The organism is Streptosporangium nondiastaticum (assembly GCF_003011965.1).
Taxonomy (GTDB): Bacteria; Actinomycetota; Actinomycetes; order Streptomycetales; family Streptomycetaceae; genus Streptomyces; species Streptomyces nondiastaticus.
In genome coordinates this window covers 1-16587 of sequence record NZ_PXWG01000012.1, presented here as the reverse complement: position 1 = coordinate 16587, position 16587 = coordinate 1, and the positions used below count along the sequence as shown (strand labels likewise).

General features: G+C 71.1%; 16 protein-coding genes and 3 pseudogenes. 3 read left to right on the top strand and 16 right to left on the bottom strand.

Going from position 1 to position 16587, the window contains the following annotated elements; all coding sequences use genetic code 11:
- Positions 1–37 precede the first annotated feature (37 nt).
- The 5 genes from era to B7P34_RS38320 form a co-directional block, all read right to left on the bottom strand.
- Positions 38–979, bottom strand: a complete 942-nt coding sequence (era, locus tag B7P34_RS07860) for a GTPase Era (protein ID WP_106675090.1) — start codon at positions 977–979, stop codon at positions 38–40.
- Positions 980–1112: 133 nt separating this feature from the next.
- Positions 1113–1463 carry a cytidine deaminase gene (locus tag B7P34_RS07855; protein ID WP_106675089.1) on the bottom strand — a complete coding sequence of 117 codons (351 nt, stop codon included), beginning with the start codon at positions 1461–1463 and terminating at the stop codon, positions 1113–1115.
- An 83-nt stretch (positions 1464–1546) separates the two neighbouring features.
- A complete protein-coding gene (locus tag B7P34_RS37360; protein ID WP_223267624.1) occupies positions 1547–1945 on the bottom strand; it encodes an MmyB family transcriptional regulator in 399 nt (132 codons plus the stop codon).
- A 108-nt stretch (positions 1946–2053) separates the two neighbouring features.
- Complete coding sequence (locus B7P34_RS38325) at positions 2054–2353, bottom strand: zinc ribbon domain-containing protein (RefSeq protein ID WP_223267611.1); 300 nt, start codon at positions 2351–2353, stop codon at positions 2054–2056.
- A 40-nt stretch (positions 2354–2393) separates the two neighbouring features.
- Positions 2394–2789 (bottom strand): transposase, encoded by a 396-nt coding sequence (locus tag B7P34_RS38320; protein WP_223267610.1) that lies wholly within the window; start codon positions 2787–2789, stop codon positions 2394–2396.
- Between the two features lie 511 nt (positions 2790–3300).
- Here B7P34_RS38320 and B7P34_RS07840 point away from each other — a divergent pair.
- Positions 3301–3972 (top strand): MFS transporter, encoded by a 672-nt coding sequence (locus tag B7P34_RS07840; protein ID WP_286157455.1) that lies wholly within the window; start codon positions 3301–3303, stop codon positions 3970–3972.
- Between the two features lie 68 nt (positions 3973–4040).
- Here the strand turns inward: B7P34_RS07840 and B7P34_RS07835 are convergent, their stop codons facing one another.
- From B7P34_RS07835 to B7P34_RS07815, 7 genes and pseudogenes are all read right to left on the bottom strand, one after another.
- Positions 4041–5078, bottom strand: a complete 1038-nt coding sequence (locus B7P34_RS07835; RefSeq protein WP_223267609.1) for an alpha/beta hydrolase — start codon at positions 5076–5078, stop codon at positions 4041–4043.
- A 237-nt stretch (positions 5079–5315) separates the two neighbouring features.
- Positions 5316–6611: a hemolysin family protein gene (locus B7P34_RS07830; protein WP_106675086.1), complete on the bottom strand. Its 1296-nt coding sequence runs from the start codon at positions 6609–6611 to the stop codon at positions 5316–5318.
- Positions 6608–7105: an rRNA maturation RNase YbeY gene (gene ybeY / locus B7P34_RS07825; protein WP_106675085.1), complete on the bottom strand. Its 498-nt coding sequence runs from the start codon at positions 7103–7105 to the stop codon at positions 6608–6610. The genes B7P34_RS07830 and ybeY overlap by 4 nt, the downstream gene beginning before the upstream one ends.
- Positions 7106–7112: 7 nt before the next feature.
- Positions 7113–7415 (bottom strand): annotated as a pseudogene (locus B7P34_RS38315) (PhoH family protein); the annotation flags it as partial.
- A 267-nt stretch (positions 7416–7682) separates the two neighbouring features.
- Positions 7683–7931: pseudogene (locus B7P34_RS38310) on the bottom strand (LAGLIDADG family homing endonuclease); the annotation flags it as partial.
- A 564-nt stretch (positions 7932–8495) separates the two neighbouring features.
- A pseudogene (locus B7P34_RS38305) lies at positions 8496–9200 on the bottom strand (PhoH family protein); the annotation flags it as partial.
- Positions 9201–9370: 170 nt separating this feature from the next.
- Entirely contained in the window at positions 9371–10558 is a 1188-nt protein-coding gene (locus B7P34_RS07815; RefSeq protein ID WP_106675083.1) for a carbohydrate kinase family protein, read from the bottom strand.
- Positions 10559–10628: 70 nt separating this feature from the next.
- On the opposite strand from B7P34_RS07815, the gene B7P34_RS07810 reads away from it, so the two are divergent.
- The gene (locus B7P34_RS07810; RefSeq protein ID WP_106675082.1) at positions 10629–11996 is read left to right on the top strand and encodes a 6-phospho-beta-glucosidase; all 1368 of its coding nucleotides are present in this window, start codon (positions 10629–10631) and stop codon (positions 11994–11996) included.
- 72 nt (positions 11997–12068) lie between these two features.
- The gene (locus B7P34_RS07805; RefSeq protein WP_106675081.1) at positions 12069–12872 is read left to right on the top strand and encodes an HAD family acid phosphatase; all 804 of its coding nucleotides are present in this window, start codon (positions 12069–12071) and stop codon (positions 12870–12872) included.
- A 133-nt stretch (positions 12873–13005) separates the two neighbouring features.
- Here the strand turns inward: B7P34_RS07805 and B7P34_RS07800 are convergent, their stop codons facing one another.
- The 4 genes from B7P34_RS07800 to B7P34_RS07785 all read right to left on the bottom strand — a co-directional run.
- Positions 13006–13914, bottom strand: a complete 909-nt coding sequence (locus B7P34_RS07800) for a ribonuclease Z (RefSeq protein WP_106675080.1) — start codon at positions 13912–13914, stop codon at positions 13006–13008.
- 10 nt (positions 13915–13924) lie between these two features.
- Positions 13925–14281, bottom strand: coding sequence for a histidine triad nucleotide-binding protein (locus B7P34_RS07795; protein ID WP_106675079.1), 357 nt, complete (start codon positions 14279–14281; stop codon positions 13925–13927).
- Positions 14282–14342: 61 nt separating this feature from the next.
- Complete coding sequence (locus B7P34_RS07790) at positions 14343–15497, bottom strand: tetratricopeptide repeat protein (protein ID WP_106675078.1); 1155 nt, start codon at positions 15495–15497, stop codon at positions 14343–14345.
- A gap of 2 nt (positions 15498–15499) precedes the next feature.
- Positions 15500–16587: ATP-binding protein (locus B7P34_RS07785; RefSeq protein WP_106675077.1), on the bottom strand; the 1088-nt coding region annotated here is incomplete at its 5' end.

Here is a 16587-nt window from a genome sequence, read left to right as displayed (position 1 = left end):
GCGCCGCCGATCTCCGGCCGCCGGTGCCCGCCCCCCGCTAGAACCCCAGCTTGCGGAGCTGCTTCGGGTCGCGCTGCCAGTCCTTGGCGACCTTCACGTGCAGGTCGAGGTAGACCGGGGTACCGAGGAGCGCCTCGATGTGCTTGCGGGACTTCATGCCCACCTCCTTGAGGCGGGCCCCCTTCGGGCCGATGATGATGCCCTTCTGGCTGGGGCGCTCGATGTAGACGTTCGCGTGGATGTCCAGCAGCGGCTTGTCCGCCGGCCGGTCCTCCCGCGGCAGCATCTCCTCGACCACGACGGCGATGGAGTGCGGCAGCTCGTCCCGCACGCCCTCCAGCGCGGCCTCGCGGATCAGCTCGGCCACCATGACCTGCTCGGGCTCGTCGGTCAGGTCGCCCTCGGGGTAGAGCGGCGGGCTCTCCGGCAGCATCGGCACCAGCAGGTCGGCCAGCAGGCCCACCTGCTTGTCGCCGACGGCCGACACCGGGATGATCTCCCGCCACTCGATGCCGAGCTCCTCGCCCAGCTTCTGGATGGCGATCAGCTGCTCGGCGAGCGCCTTGGAGTCGACCAGGTCGGTCTTGGTGACGATCGCGACCTTGGGGGTCTTCTTGATCCCGGCCAGCTCGGTCGCGATGAAGCGGTCGCCCGGGCCGAGCTTCTGGTCGGCGGGCAGGCAGAAGCCGATGACGTCGACCTCGGCCCACGTGGTGCGGACCACGTCGTTGAGCCGCTCGCCCAGGAGCGTGCGGGGCTTGTGCAGGCCGGGGGTGTCGACCAGCACGAGCTGGGCGTCGGGCCGGTGCACGATGCCGCGCACGGTGTGGCGCGTGGTCTGCGGACGGTTGGAGGTGATCGCGACCTTCGTCCCCACCAGTGCGTTGGTCAGGGTCGACTTGCCCGCGTTGGGGCGGCCGACGAAGCACGCGAAGCCCGCGCGGTGGGGGGCCCGGGAGGGGGACGAGGCGTTATCCATACCGGCCATTCTCCCCGATCGCCGGGGACACGCCGACCAGCGGCCGGCCGATCAAGCCCGGTCCGCGCCCGGGGCCGGCGCGCGTCCGGCGCGGAACCGGGGCCCGGAGGCGGCGCCCCCGGGCCGCGCCGGCTCAGCCGGCGGTGATCGTACTGCGCAGCGCGCCGTCCGGCCCCGCGAGGAACACCGGGGCCGCGGCCCCGCCCAGATCCCGTACGGCGGCCCGGTCCTCGTCGGAGACGGCACCCGCCTCGGAGACGACGGCCGCGGCCTCCAGGGACTTCGCGCCGCTCGCGACGGCCATGGCGACCGCGGTCCGCAGCGCGCTGAGCCGCAGCGAGTCGAGCGCGACCGTGCCGGCCACGTACGTCCGGCCCGTCTCGTCCCGTACGGCGGCGCCCTCGGGCACGGCGTTGCGGGCGCGCGCGGAGCGGGCCAGCGTGATGATCTTCCGGTCTTCGGGGTCCAGCGTGGTCTCCGTCATACCGGGGAGCATAGAGAGCCCGGGGGCGGCGGTCCGTGCCGGGATCACCCCGGCCCGGACGGCTCGCCGACGGTCCCGGGGGCTCAGCCCGCGACCGAGTACATCCCGCCGCGCCGGGCCTCCGGCGAGACCAGCCACTCCAGCTTCGCGGCCGTGCCCGTGTCCGCCACCGGGTTGTGCATGACGATGGTCAGGTCGGGCCTGGCCGGCACGCGCAGCTGCGTGCTCTCCAGGTACAGCGCCCCGGCCACCGGGTGGTCGAACTCCTTGACGAGCTGCCCGCCCGCCTGCACGTCGCCCTGCGCCCACAGCTCCACGAACTCGGGGCTCGCCGCGGACACCTCCGCCGCGATCTCCTGGAACCCCTCGTCGTCCGGGCGCTCCGAGCACGCGGCGCGGTACTGGGCGACGAGCAGCCGGGCGTTCTGCTCCCAGTTGGCCGTGCGGCTGCGGTAGGCGGGGTCGGTGAAGAAGTCGACCAGGACCAGGTTCCAGTACGGGTCCTTGACTCCTCCCCCTCGTAAACGAGGGGGATTCCTAGCTCACGTCGCCTGGCCCCCGGCGGGGGTGCAGGTCTTACACGATCAGCACTAGCCGGGTTGCAGACCAGCCCGGACCAGCATCACGCGCGCGGAGTTCTTGTCCCTGGGTGAGACGGCGCCACACGCGGTGCAGGCATACGTTCGTTCGGAAAGAGGTAGGCGGTGCTTGGTTCTCGCTCCGCACTGTGCGCAGTCCATCGTGGTGTGCGCGGGATGCACCAGGTGGACAATGCGCCCGTGCTTGCGGGCCATCTCCACCAAGGCTTTCTTCGTGGCGCCGATCGCCGCGTCAGCGGCCTTGCGGGCCATGGCCGACTTCGCCAGGAACTTCGGCTTGAAGTCCTCCACCGCCAAAACATCGTGGTCACGGACAACCCTCTTGGCCCACTTAACGGGCGGTGTCGGTCCGCTGGGCGGCCACCTTACGGTGCAGCTTCACAGTCTGCCGCTTCGCCTCGCGGTAGCCCTTCGATCCAGCCTGTCCCTTGGGCGGCCGACGCCGGGCCATCATCCGCTGATACTTCGCCAGCTTCTGCGCTGCGGTCTTCCCGTGCTGCGGGTGGGGCAGGTCATGGGCATCGGATGTCGTGGTCGCGGTCTCCTTGACACCCCAGTCGATCCCGATCACGCGCCCGGTGACGGGAAGTTCCCCGGCCACCGTGGCGACGACGAACGACGCCCACCAGTGGCCCACCGCGTCGCGGTACACGCGCACGCTCGACGGACCGGCGGGGAGTTCCCGCGACCACACCGGGCGTACGACGATCCCGCCCGCAAGGTGCAAACGGCCGTCCTTGAGACGGAACCCCGTTTGGTGTATTCGAGGGTGGGCAGCGCCTCGCGCTTCTTCTTGTACTTCGGCATCCCGGCCCGCTGCCGCATCGGCAACCGTGCCTTGATGTCCTTCAGCGCCTTGGCGCGGGACTTGCCGAAGTCGCGTATCAACTGCTGCTGCGGCACACACGCGCCCTCGGCCAGCCACGGTGTACGGGCGCGAGCCTCGGTCAGCATCGCCGCAAGCTGCACCGGGCCACACGTCGTCTTCTCGCCGGTTGCCCTGTTGTGCGCATGCACGGCCCTGGACTTGGCCACCGACTCATTCCAGACCCAGCGGCACCGGTCCCACTCGGCTTCGAGCGACCGCCGCGCCGTGGACGACAAGCGCACACGGTAGGTGTACCGGGCATGCCCGGCCACCTCCGTAATCGCTCCTGCCGTCATGCACCCAAACCTATCCGGGGAGACTGACAGTTGAGCCCGATTGCTCACTTTGGCGCCCCTCACCCGCGCTTTTGGTGTACGCCGTTCCGCCCCGGCGGCGAAACGGCCTTCCCTGCCCCGCTCACACGGGAGCTTCGTTCCCTCCCCCGGCTGAAGCCGGGGGTATCCGCGAAGGAGAACCGACCACCGTCGTCTTCCTGCTCACGCTCTACCTGCAGGAGGTGCTGGAGCTGTCGGCGTTCCGCACCGGGCTCGTCTTCGGCGTGCAGGGGCTCTTCGCCGTGGCCGCCGGCCTCACCGCGTCGAAGGTCATCGCCCGCTTCGGCGCCCGCACCACGCTCCTGGCCGGTCTGGCGGTCCAGGCCGTGTTCACGGCCGCGCTGCTCGCGCTGGGGCGGGACTCCTCCGGCGCGTGGCTGGCCCTGGTGGCGGCGAGCATCGCCTGTGTCGGGCACCTGTGGGCGATCGTCGCCTACGGGGTGACGGCGACGTCGGGCCTGCCGGACACCGAGCAGGGCCTGGCCACGGGTCTGGTGACCAGCTCGCAGCAGGTCGGGCTCACGATCGGGATCCCGCTGCTGAGCGCGGTGGCCTCGGCCCGGAGCGCGGCGCTCTCCGAGGGCGGCTCGGGCTTCGCGGCGGCCACGCTGGGCGGCGTCCGGCTGGGGCTGGGGGTGGACGCCCTGATCGTCGCGGTGGTGGCGGCGGCGGTCGCGGTGGGCCTGCGGAAGCGGCGCGCGGCCTGAGAACGCACGTGGAGGGGGCGGGCCGGGGATTCCGGCCCGCCCCCTCCACGTGCGGGGGGAACGGGTGATCAGGAGGAGGGCGTCGGCCCCTCCATCTGGTCACTGATCCACTTCGTGGGCTCCGCCATGTTGGAGAGGTACGTGCCGGCGTTGTGGGTGCCGCCCGGTATCTCCCAGAGCTTGGTGTGGACGGGACCCTTGCCGTACGTGGCCATGAACTTCTTCACGTCCGCGATCATCTTGGCGTTCTCCTTGGTCCCGTACTGGAAGGCGATGTAGACGTCGGGCCCCTTCGTGGCCGCCAGCTGCTTGGCCAGCACCTCGGGGTTGTTCTCCGCCTTCTCCTTCTCGTGGCCGCGCCACAGCGGCGAGTCGGGCACGATGTCCGGGCCGTTGGCGATCGCGGTCTTGAACTTGTCGGGGTGCTTCAGCACGGACTTCAGGCTCGCGAAGCCGCCGGTGGAGGAGCCCATGTAGCTCCAGCCGTCGCGCGACTTGATCGTGCGGAAGTTGGCCTTCATCAGGTCCGGGACGTCCTCGGTCAGCCAGGTGCCCATCTTCGGCTGATCCGGGATGTCGCTGCCGTCCCAGTAGATGCCCTTGTCGTCCGGGCCGGGGTTGAGGATGGGCATGGCCAGCAGGAAGGGCTTGCTCTTGCCCTGCTGGTACCACGTGGAGATGCTCTTCTCCAGCGAGTACGACTCCGTCGAGGTCTTGCTCTGCTTGAACTCGCCCACCGACCAGTAGTTGCTGTCGTTGCCCGGGCCGCCGGGCAGGGCGATCATGACGGGGAAGCCGCTGGAGGCGAACTTCGGGTCGTCGGTGTACTCCTTGGGCGCCCACACCCACACCTTGCCCTTGAACCCGGACTTCTTGCCGTCCAGGGTGACGACGCTGACGTGCGTGCCGTCGGAGAGCGTCTTGACGTTCTTGAAGGACGCCTGCGGGCCCGTGGGCATCAGCGTCTTCGCGTCGCCGCCCTTGCCGCCCTCCCCGCCACCGGCCTGGCCGTAGCTGACGGGGTCGCCCTTGTCGGTGAACGGCGGGATCTCGAAGTAGCTCATCACCGGCCAGGCGATCAGCCCCAGCGTGGCTACGGACGCCACCGCAACGAGCCATCGTCGGGCACGGCGAGCACGGTTGCGGCCGCGGGACTGGTAGGCCCCGGTGGAGGGATTCGTCATCGTGGTGCTCCGGCAGACAAAGGCGGTCAGTTCTGTGCCTGCAGATGAAGGAACCAGGGCCGAAGGTTCCGGAATCGTCCCCTCAACCCGCTCCTGATACGAAATGCTCACAAAGCCCCCCGCGGGAACGCGGGGGGCTTCGCGAGCGGGGCTACGGGGTCAGCGGACCGGTTCGACCAGGACCGTCACGATGCGGTTCCGCCGGCCCGCGGACGCCTCCGCCGTCAGGCGCAGGCCCGTGAGGCCGCCCGGCTCGGCCAGGCCGTAGTCCGCGAGGTCCACCTCGGCGACGGCGCCCGCGATCGGCACCCGGCCCAGGGACTTCGCCAGCAGGCCGCCCACCGTCTCGACGTCCTCGTCGTCGAGCTCGCCGAGGCCGTAGAGCTCGCCCAGATCGCCCAGGTCGAGCCGTGCGGTCACGCGGTAGCGGCCCTCGCCGAGCTCCTCCACCGGCGGCAGCTCGCGGTCGTACTCGTCGGTGATCTCGCCGACGATCTCCTCCAGGATGTCCTCGATGGTGACGATGCCGGCGGTGCCGCCGTACTCGTCGATCGCGACGGCGCAGTGGTTGCGCTGCTGCTGCATCTCGCGCAGCAGGTCGCCGGCGTTCTTGGTGTCGGGCACGAAGACGGCGGGCCGCATCGCGGTCGACACCAGCTCGGACTCCGCGTCCCGGCTGATGTGCGTCTTGCGGACGAGGTCCTTGAGGTAGACGACGCCCACGATGTCGTCCTCGCTCTCGCCGGTGACCGGGATCCGGGAGAAGCCGGAGCGCAGGGCGAGGGTGAGGGCCTGGCGGATGGTCTTGCCGCGCTCGATGACGACGAGGTCGGTGCGCGGCACCATCACCTCGCGGACCAGGGTGTCGCCGAGCTCGAAGACGGAGTGGACCATGCGCCGCTCCTCGTCCTCGATGAGCGACTCCTTCTCGGCGAGGTCGACCATGGCCCGCAGCTCGGCCTCGGAGGCGAAGGGGCCCTTGCGGAAGCCCTTGCCGGGCGTGAGGGCGTTGCCCAGCAGGATCAGCAGCTGCGGCACCGGGCCCATGATCCGGGCCAGCGGCAGCAGCACGTAGGCGGCGGCCGTGGCCGTGCCCAGCGGGTGCTGCCGGCCGATGGTGCGCGGGGAGACGCCGACGGCCACGTACGAGACGAGGACCATCACGGCGATGGCGACGGTCAGCGCCTGCCAGGTCTGCTCGAAGCCCTGCAGGCAGACGTACGTGACGAGCACGCCGGCCGCCATCTCGCAGGCGACGCGGACCAGCAGCGCCACGTTGAGGTAGCGGGTGGGGTCGGCGGCGACCGCCATCAGCCGGGCGCTGCCCCGCCGCCCGGACCGGACGGCCTCCTCGGCGCGGAACCGGGTGGTCCGCGCGAGGCCGGCCTCGGCGCAGGCGGCGAGCCAGGCGACGACGAGGAGCAGGACCGCGACCGCGATCAGGCGCCCGGTCACGTGATCGTCGGGGCCGGGGAGGGCCCCTCGATCCCGCGCTCGGCGCGCCAGCCGTCGACGATGGCGGCCTGGAGGCCGAACATCTCGGCCTTCTCGTCGGGCTCCTCGTGGTCGTAGCCCAGCAGGTGGAGGACGCCGTGGACCGTGAGCAGCTGGAGCTCCTCGTCCATGGAGTGCCCGGTGGGCGCGTCCTCGCCCTGCTTCTTGGCGACCTCGGGGCACAGCACGATGTCGCCGAGGAGGCCCTGCGGGGGCTCGTCGTCGTCCTTGGCCGGGGGACGGAGCTCGTCCATCGGGAAGGACATCACGTCGGTGGGCCCGGGCAGGTCCATCCACTGGATGTGGAGCTGCTCCATGGCTTCGGCGTCGACAACGATGACCGAGAGTTCGGAGAGCGGGTGGATGCGCATCCGGGCGAGGGCGTAGCGGGCGATGTCGAGGATCGCCTGCTCGTCGATGTCCGTGCCGGATTCGTTGTTGACGTCGATTGCCATCGTGTTCTTACCGGGGGGTGCTTTCGTTTCGGCTGTCGTACTGCTCGTACGCGTCGACAATACGGCCGACGAGCTTGTGCCGGACGACGTCGTTGCTGGTGAGCATCGAGAAATGGACGTCGTCCACCCCTTCGAGGATCTCCCGGACCTGGCGCAGGCCGCTCTTCGTGCCGCCGGGGAGATCGATCTGGGTGATGTCACCCGTGATGACGATCTTGGAGTCGAAGCCGAGCCGGGTCAGGAACATCTTCATCTGCTCGGGGCTCGTGTTCTGGGCCTCGTCCAGGATGATGAAGGCGTCGTTGAGGGTGTTGTGTGTCAGTAGGTAGTCCTGCGTGACGTACAGCGAGTCCTCTGCCGCGACCTGGATGCAGACGGCCTCCTCCCGGCCTGCGGGCTCGATGCTGTCAATGAAGCGCATCGGGCGGCCACCGCCTCCCGCTGCACGATACTTCTCGGCCTTACGGGCGAGACGGAACGGCTCGATGCCCTCGGGGAGCCGGATGTCGACGATGTGCGCGTCGTGGCGGTGCTCCACATCGCGGCCCCTCGACCTCCCCGGCTTCCTGCCGTCGGCGCCCCGGCGACGGGTGTACGCGACACCCCCCAGCGACTGCACCAGTGCGATCACATCGTCCCTGAGCAGGATCGACGTCGTCGCGTACTGGATGCGGCAGGTACGGGCGGCTTGCGTGACAGGACCGCCATCCGCGTCCAGCAGCCCTTGGAGGACAGCCAGGCGGACCTCGGCGGAGTTGTGGAGGTACTCGTCGGGGATGAACTTCGTGTGCGACCGGCTACCGATCAGGTCCAGGGCGCGCAGCATTCGCGTGACCGGATTCTCCAGCGTGACCACGTCACCCGGAGCCTTTACCCTGCTCAGGGTGTAGTCGGGCCCCTTCTTCCAGCGCACCTCGACGCCGGGCAGAACCGCTTCCAGGGCAGAGGCGAGCTCCGGGTCCTCGGTAGAGAACGAAGGCGTCGTACGGCCCGTGAGGCAGCCGTCGCCGAGCAGCAGGCCCAGAGCGTAGGGATCCATCGGAACGTCACGCTCGGGGAAGCACACAGGTGCGGTCAGCAGCGGCAGCTCGTAGCGGCGGGCGTGCGCCGCGCGGAGATTGCCGATCATCTCCTGGGTTTCCAGGACCCGCCACGGCTTGTCGCGACGCTTGTCCGAGGCGGTACGGACCGTCCATAGATGCTCACCGCAGCACAGCGTCCAGGAACCGTCCTGCGCGGTGACACGGTAGATGTCCTTCTCACCCTGCGGATAGACACCAAGAACCGGAGTCGGCTCACCGTTCGAGCCGATGACCAGGTCACCAACTTGGAGGTCGCCGATGGGGCGCCAGCCGTCCGGGGTCAGGACGTTCGTGAAGCGCGGCTGCGCCCGGCCGCGCATATATGCGAGCGGCGCGACCTCGATCGTCCCCGCGGCCATCAGGCGCGGGATGGAGTCGGGGTCGAGCATGTCGTGCAGCGCGTCGTAGAGCGGGCGCAGGTACGGGTCGATCTTCTCGTAGAGCGTGCCGGGCAGGAAGCCGAGCCGCTCGCCGGCCTCGACCGCGGGACGGGTCAGGATGATCCGGTTGACCTGCTTGGACTGCAGGGCCTGGACGGCCTTGGCCATGGCCAGGTAGGTCTTGCCGGTGCCCGCGGGGCCGATGCCGAAGACGACCGTGTGCTTGTCGATCGCGTCGACGTAGCGCTTCTGGTTGAGCGTCTTGGGGCGGATGGTGCGGCCGCGGCTGGAGAGGATGTTCTGGGTGAGGACCGCTGCCGGGGTTTCGGTCTCGGCCCCCTGCTCCTCGTTCTTGAGCATGGCGATCGAGCGTTCCACCGCGTCCTCCGTCATCGGCGCACCCGTGCGGAGCACCAGCATCATCTCTGCGAACAGACGCTGGACGAGGGCCACTTCCCGCTCGTCGCCCGTCGCGCTGACCTCGTTGCCCCGTACGTGGATGTCCGTCGACGGGAAAGCTCTCTCGATGACCCGCAGGAGGGAGTCACCGGAGCCCAGGACCGTCACCATGGGGTGCTTGGCCGGGACCGTGAACTGCGCCGTCGCCTGCGGTCGTGTGGGTGTCTGAGTCATGGGCCGGCACTCTGGCCTGCTCATCGCCTCTTTTCTGCATTCCGGTGTCCGGAGATCCTTGGAATACCAGGGTACGACGTGGCCTCCGGCGGCCCGAGGGGTTTTCGTGCCCGGGGCCCGGCCCCCGGGCGGCCCGGCGGCGGACGGGCCTCGCGGGGGCCTCCCGGGGCCTACGGACGGCGGAAGCCGAGCGTGGGGACCGCACGGCGCAGGGGCCAGGGGCGGACGGCCGCGGGCAGCAGGCCGTCGAGGAAGGCGTAGCGGCGGCGGACGGCCGGGGCCTGGTCGTCGTAGGAGCGCACGTGCTTCCACCAGGCGGCGATCTCGACCCACCCGGGTGCGGACAGTGACCCTCCGAATTCCTGTACGGACAGGGCGGCCGTCAGCCCGGCGAAGGCGAGCCGGTCGGCGAGCGGCCAGCCGGCCAGGGTGCCCGTGACGAAGCCCGCCACGAAGACGTCGCCGGCGCCGGTGGGGTCGAGCGCCTCGACGGCGATCGCGGGGACCTCGGCGCTCTCCCCCGTGCTGCTGTCGACCGCGAACGCGCCCTTCTCCCCCATGGTGACGACGGCGACCGGCACCTTCTCGGCGAGGGCGCGGGCGGCGGCGCGGGGGCAGTCGGTGCGGGTGTAGCGCATGGCCTCCTCCGCGTTGGGCAGGAAGGCCTCGCAGTGCTCCAGGTCGGCGAGGTCGGCCGGGTCCCAGCGGCCCGTCTCGTCCCAGCCGACGTCGGCGAAGACCCTGCTGCCGCGGGCGGCGGCGCGGGCGATCCACTCCTCCTGGCGGCCGGGCACGAGCAGCGCCACGCAGGCGCGCGAGGCCGGCGGGCACTCGGGGGCGGGCACCCCTCCCCCGTTGCCGGGCGGCGGCGCCTCGTGCCCGTGGGAGACCATCGTCCGCTCGCCCTCGTAGGCCATGGAGACGGTCACGGGCGAGTGCCAGCCGGGCACGGTGCGGGAGAGGCCGAGATCGATCCCTTCCCCTTGGGCGAGCGCCTCCCAGCAGTACTCGCCGTACATGTCGTCGCCGAAGGCCGCGGCGAGGGAGGTGCGCAGGCCCAGCCGGGCCAGGGCGGTGGCCATGTTGGCGATGCCGCCGGGGCTCGACCCCATGCCCCGCGCCCAGGACTCCGTGCCGCGCACGGGCGCCGAGTCCAGGCCCGTGAAGATGATGTCCAGGAAGACCGTTCCGGTGAGGTACACGTCGGTGGGCGGATCGGCGTCCGTACGGACCGCGGCCAGCGGGTCGAGGACGGGAGCCGCGCCCCGGAACCCCTCGAAGCCCTCCGTGCGCTCGCCCGGGCAGTGCCCGTTCCGTAGGTCCTTCCGGGGGGCCGAGTGGGGCGAAGAGGTCGTCATACGCGCTCGCTGCTCCTCTCACGGGTGCGGATCCGGACAGTGTGCCCGATGCTGAGGTACCTTCCGGAACATGAGGCTGACGATTCTCGGCGGTGGCGGGTTCCGGGTGCCTCTGGTGCACCGGGCCCTCCTTGACGACGCGCGGCGCGACACCCCGGGCCGCTGTACGGAACTCGTGCTCTACGACACCGACTCCATGCGCATGAGAGTGATCTCCTCGGTGCTGGCGGCCCAGGCCGAAGGGGTGCCCGGCGCCCCTGCCGTGCGCCTCGCGCACAGCCTGGACGACGCGCTGCGCGGCACCGACTTCGTGTTCTCCGCGATCCGCGTCGGCGGCACGGCCGGCCGGGTGCTGGACGAGCGGATCCCCCTGAGCGAAGGGGTGTTGGGGCAGGAGACGGTCGGCGCCGGCGGGGTCCTGTACGGGCTGCGCACGGTCCTGGTGGCCCTGGAGATCGCGGAACGGGTGGCGGCGGTCGCGCCCCGCGCGTGGGTCATCAACTTCACCAACCCGGCGGGCATGGTGACGGAGGCGATGTCCGCCGTCCTGGGCAGACGGGTGATCGGCATCTGCGACTCCCCCGTGGGGCTGGTGCGGCGGGCCGCGCGTGCCGCCGGAGCCGACCCCGAACGGGTGAGCTTCGACTACGTGGGCCTCAACCACCTGGGCTGGCTGCGGTCGTTGCGCGTCGACGGCACCGACCTGCTGCCGCGCCTGCTGGCGGACGACGCGGCCCTCGGCTCCTTCGAGGAGGGCAAGCTCTTCGGCGCGGACTGGCTGCGCGCCCTGGGCTGCCTGCCCAACGAATACCTCCACTACTACTACTTCCGCCGCGAGACGCTGCGCTCGGTGCTGGAGTCGCCGGAGACCCGCGGCCAGTTCCTCGACGAGCAGCAGAGCGGCTTCTTCGCCCAGGCGGCCGCCGCGCCGGACCGCTCGTACGAGCTGTGGGAGCGCACCCGGCTGCAGCGCGAGTCCACCTACATGGCCGAGAGCCGCGCGGCGAGCGGCGGCTGGCAGCGGGACTCCTGCGACCTGGACGGCGGCGGCTACGACAAGGTGGCGCTCGCGCTGATGGCGGCCATCGCCCGGGACGAGCCGACGCGCCTGATCCTCAACGTGCCCAACGGAACGACCGTCCCCGGGCTGTCCGCGGACGCCATCATCGAGACGGTGTGCGAGGTGACCGGCGAGGGCGCCCGGCCCCTGCCGTGCCCGCCGCTGCGCGAGGACCAGCTGGGGCTGATGCTGCAGCTCAAGGCCGTCGAGCGGGCCACGATCGCGGCGGCGGTGCACGAGGACCGCGACGCGGCCCTGCGCGCCCTCGCCCTGCACCCGCTGGTGGACTCGCCCGCGGTGGCCGCGCGGATCCTGGAGCGGGCCGGGCGTGGGGCCGTTCGGCGTACCGGAGGGGACACATCACCCCTACCCGCGTAGACAGTGCTTGACCTGCACTCGCCAAGGCCCTAGCTTCGCGCTGCACCGCCTTTGCTACTCAGGAGTACACACGTGCAGCTCAGCCTTGCGTCCAAGCGCGCCCGCATCGCCGCGGCCGGCGCCGCACTCGCCGTCGGCGCCGGCCTCTACACGGCCGGCGCCGCCAGCGCCGAGCACTCCGTGCCCCGCACGGACAAGGAGATCCCGAACCTCACCAAGGTGACGGACAAGATCAAGGCCTACTACGGCGACACCGTCGACAAGGACGGCCAGCACTACGCGTCGCCGGACAGCAACTACGCCAAGCAGGTCGCCGACATCGAGAAGAAGGCGAAGGCGCAGCTGGAGAAGGCCGTCCGGAACCAGTCCGGCTCCGGAAAGAAGGGCGCGGCGAAGCCCGCCATCGTCCTGGACGTCGACGACACCACCCTGCTGACCTACAACTACGAGCTCCAGCAGGGCTTCCACTTCACGCCCGAGTCGCAGGACGCCTACCTGAAGTCCACCGACATGGGCCCGGTCTTCGGCATGCCGCAGCTCGTCAACTGGGCGCAGTCCAAGGGCATCACGGTCTTCTACGTCACCGGGCGCGACGAGCACCAGCGCGACTGGAGCGTGCGCAACCTCAAGAACGCCGGCTACAAGCCCGCCGCCGACACCGCGCACTTCTACCTGAAGAACAAGAAGACGCCGCCGGCGTACCTGCCGTGCGGCGCCAAGTGCACCACCGTCGAGTACAAGGCGGGCACGCGCAAGCACATCGAGTCGCAGGGCTACCGCATCATCGGCAACTTCGGCGACCAGTACAGCGACCTGCAGGGCGGGTACGCGCAGCACACGTACAAGCTGCCGAACCCGATGTACTTCCTGCCGTAAGGCCGTGAGGCCGGCGGGGCTTCACCGGTGCTCCGGCCCGGTGCGGCCTCGCCGGTTCCGGCGGAATGCCGACCGCGGACGGGCTGCGGAATGCCGTCCGCGGACGGGCTGCGGAATGCCGTCCGCGGACGGGCTAACGCCGCTTCGGCACCGGGATCCGCATGAGGTCCCGGGCCACCGTGAGCTCACCCTCGAAGCCCGCCGCACGGGCCTGCCGCTCGAAGACCGCCGGGTCGTCGTACCGCTGCGAGAAGTGCGTCAGGACCAAGTGACGGACCCCGGCGCCGGCCGCGACGCGACCGGCCTGACCCGCCGTCAGATGGCCGTGGTCCGCGGCGAGGGCCGCGTCCTCGTCGGTGAACGTGGACTCGATGACGAGCATGTCGCAGCCCTCGGCCAGCTCGTCCACGGCGTCGCACAGCCGCGTGTCCATCACGAACGCGAACCGCTGCCCGCGGCGCACCTCGCTCACCTCGTCCAGGGTGACCCCGCCGACCGCGCCCTCGCGCTGCAGCCGGCCGACGTCCGGCCCGCTGATGCCGTGCGCGGCGAGCCGCTCGGGGAGCATCCGCCGGCCGTCGGGCTCGACCAGGCGGTAGCCGTACGACTCGACGGGGTGCGAGAGCCTGCGCGCCTCCAGGCGGTAGGCGGGCCCCTCGTACAGGACCCCGCCCGTGCCGGAGACGGGCTCCTCGGCGAGCTGCACCGTCTCCCGGTAGGCCGTCGCGTACCGCAGGCGCTCGAAGAAGCGCTTGCCACTGCGCGGGTAGTGCGCGGTGACGGGGTGCGGCACCTGGTCGAGGTTGATGCGCTGGATCACCCCCGCGAGGCCGAGGGAGTGGTCGCCGTGGAAGTGGGTGACGCACAGCCGGTTCAGGTCGTGCGCGGCCACCCCGGCGCGCAGCATCTGCCGCTGCGTGCCCTCGCCGGGGTCGAAGAGCAGGCCCTCGCCGTCCCAGCGCAGCACGTAGCCGTTGTGGTTGCGGTGGCGCGTGGGCACCTGGCTGGCGGTGCCCAGGACGACCAGTTCACGTACGGACAAGGAGCGCTGCCTACCCGGGGGGCCAGTTGAAGCCGCGGCCGCCGAGGACGTGGGCGTGCGCGTGGAAGACGGTCTGGCCCGCGCCGGCGCCGGTGTTGAAGACGATGCGGAAGCCTTTCTCCCCATTCTCCTGCAGGGCCACCTCGCCCGCCTCGCGCAGCACGTCGGCGGCGATCGCGGGCTCGGCCGCGGCGAGAGAGCCCGCGTCCGGGTAGTGCACCTTGGGGATGACCAGGACGTGCACCGGCGCCTGGGGGTTGATGTCGCGGAAGGCGACGGTGGTCTCCGTCTCCTTGACGACGGTCGCGGGCACCTCCCCCTTGACGATCTTGCAGAACAGGCAGTCCGCCTGCGGTTCTCCCGCCACCGGTGGGCTCCTCACGGGTCGTCGGCTCGTCGGCTCGGTCTCGGCTCCTACGGTCCGGATGTTACCGGGCGGCCTCCGATTCCCTCTCGCGGGCGGCCTTCAGCCGCTTCTCCTTCGCCTTCTCGGCGGCGTCGCGCTCGTTCCGCCGCTGGGCGGCCCCGTACCACATGGCGAGCACGACGGGCACGCCGCCGATCCACACGAGCGCCTGCTCGTAGCCGCGGTCCGTCCAGGGCACGGTCACCAGCAGCACCGCGCAGAGCGTCCCCCACAGCGAGTGCAGCACGGCCAGCTTCGCGGCGAAGGCGCGCCGGACCACCGACAGCAGGGTGAGCTGGGCGCCCTTCGGGAGCGTGAAGTACGTGCGCCACACGCACAGCCCCCACCCCACGCACATGAGGAAGAAGAACCACATGCGGGGACCGAGCGGCGCGGGCAGGGAGACCGGGTCGTCACCGGTCGGGAAGGCCCGGGAGGTGACGGCGGCGTAGACGAGGCAGAGCAGGGCGACCCAGCGGGTGCGGCGCACCAGACGCAGGGCGACGTCCTCCAGCTTGGCCGTGATGAACGCGTTCGTGGGGTCGGACCCCAGGGCGGCGGAGTACTCCCTGACCAGCTCCGGCAGCCGGAGCTCGCGGGCCTCGTCCTTGAGCCCGGCGAGCACGGCGCGCGCGTCGGCGTCCTCGGGGGCGAAGCTCAGCACGTCGCGCATCACCTGCTGCGCGCCGGCGTTGTCCGCCATCTCCCGCAGGACGGCGTAGCGGGCGAAGTGCGCGTTCACGGAGTCCGGGCTGACGTGCACGGACTCGTTCGCGGCCGCCAGCGCCCCGTCGAGGTCGCCCGTCGCGCGCAGCGCCGCCGACAGCGATTGGTAGGGCGTCTGGTGGTACGGCGAGATCCGTATCGCCTCGCGGGCCGCGGTGACGGCCTCGTCCGCACGGCCGAGGCGCCACAGCGCCTCGCTGCGGAAGACGTGACCGTCGGTGTGGTCCGGGTTGAGCTGGAGCGCGGCCTCCGCCATGACCAGGACCGCTTGCCACTTCCGCAACCGGAAGAAGCAGCTGGCGGTCAGGGCGTAGGCGTCGGCGTCCTTGTTGGAGACCTCGTTGAGGTACGAGAAGAGGAGGTCACGGGCGTCCTCCGTCCGGCCGACGCTCAGCAGCGCCTCCGCGCGGGCGACGGTCGGGTGCCCGCCGCCGTACGGGGTGTCACTCACGCTCAGAACATCCTCTTCTTCTTGAGGTACGCGAGCAGCTCGTCGTACTGCCCGCCCTCGTTGGCGAACTGGGCGACCCTGCGAGCCGAGTCGAACCACGGGCCGGTCGACGGACGCACCTGGGCGAGGACCGCGAGCAGGTCGTCGGTCTCGATCATGCGGGCCTGGCCGGTGCGGACCGAGTCCATCAGGGCGCGCTCGGCCGCGCTCTCGCACAGGTGGCGCAGGTCCGCGCCGGAGAACCCGTCCGTGCGCTTGACCAGTTTGCGCAGGTCGATGCGGGCCACCGGACGGTCCTTGAGGTGGTGGCGCAGGATCGACTCGCGGGCGGGCTCGTCCGGCGGCAGCACCAGGACCGTGCGGTCGAGGCGGCCGGGGCGGCGCAGGGCGGGGTCGACGTCCCAGGGATGGTTGGTGGCGGCGAGCACGAACAGGCCCTCGTTGGCCTGGGCGTCCACGCCGTCCAGCTCGGTCAGCAGCTGGTTGACCGTGGTGCGCAGGCCGGAGTGGCGGATCTGGCTGCGCTTGGCGCCCAGGGCGTCCAGCTCGTCGAGGAAGAGCACGCAGGGGGCGTTGCGGCGGGCCGTCTCGAAGAGCTCGCGCAGATTGCGCTCGGAGTTGCCGATCCACATGTCGAGGACGTCGGTGATGCTGACCGTCATGAAGCGGGCGCCCAGCTCGCCGGCGACGGCGCGGGCGATGTACGTCTTGCCGCAGCCGGGCGGCCCGTACATCAGCAGCCCGCCGCGCAGGCTCTTGCCGTAGAGCTTGCGGAGCTCGGGGTTGCGCATGGGGGCCAGGAAGGCGGCCTCCAGGCGCTCCTTGACCTGCTCCATGCCGCCGACGTCGGAGAGGGAGAGGCCGGCGGTCTCGACGTCCCAGGCGCTGACGCCGGCAGGGTCGTCGTCGCCGTGGGCGGAGAGGGGGGTGGGCTTACCCTCCGCTGCCTCTGCTTCTGCATCTGCTCCTGCCTCTGTCTCTACGAAGCGGGGAGGGATGACGTCGGAGAGCTCGTCCTCGGCCTGCTTCCAGTCGTAGCGGGGGGCTTCGGCGGGCGTTTCTGCGGGCGGCGGGGCGGGGGCGGCCGGGG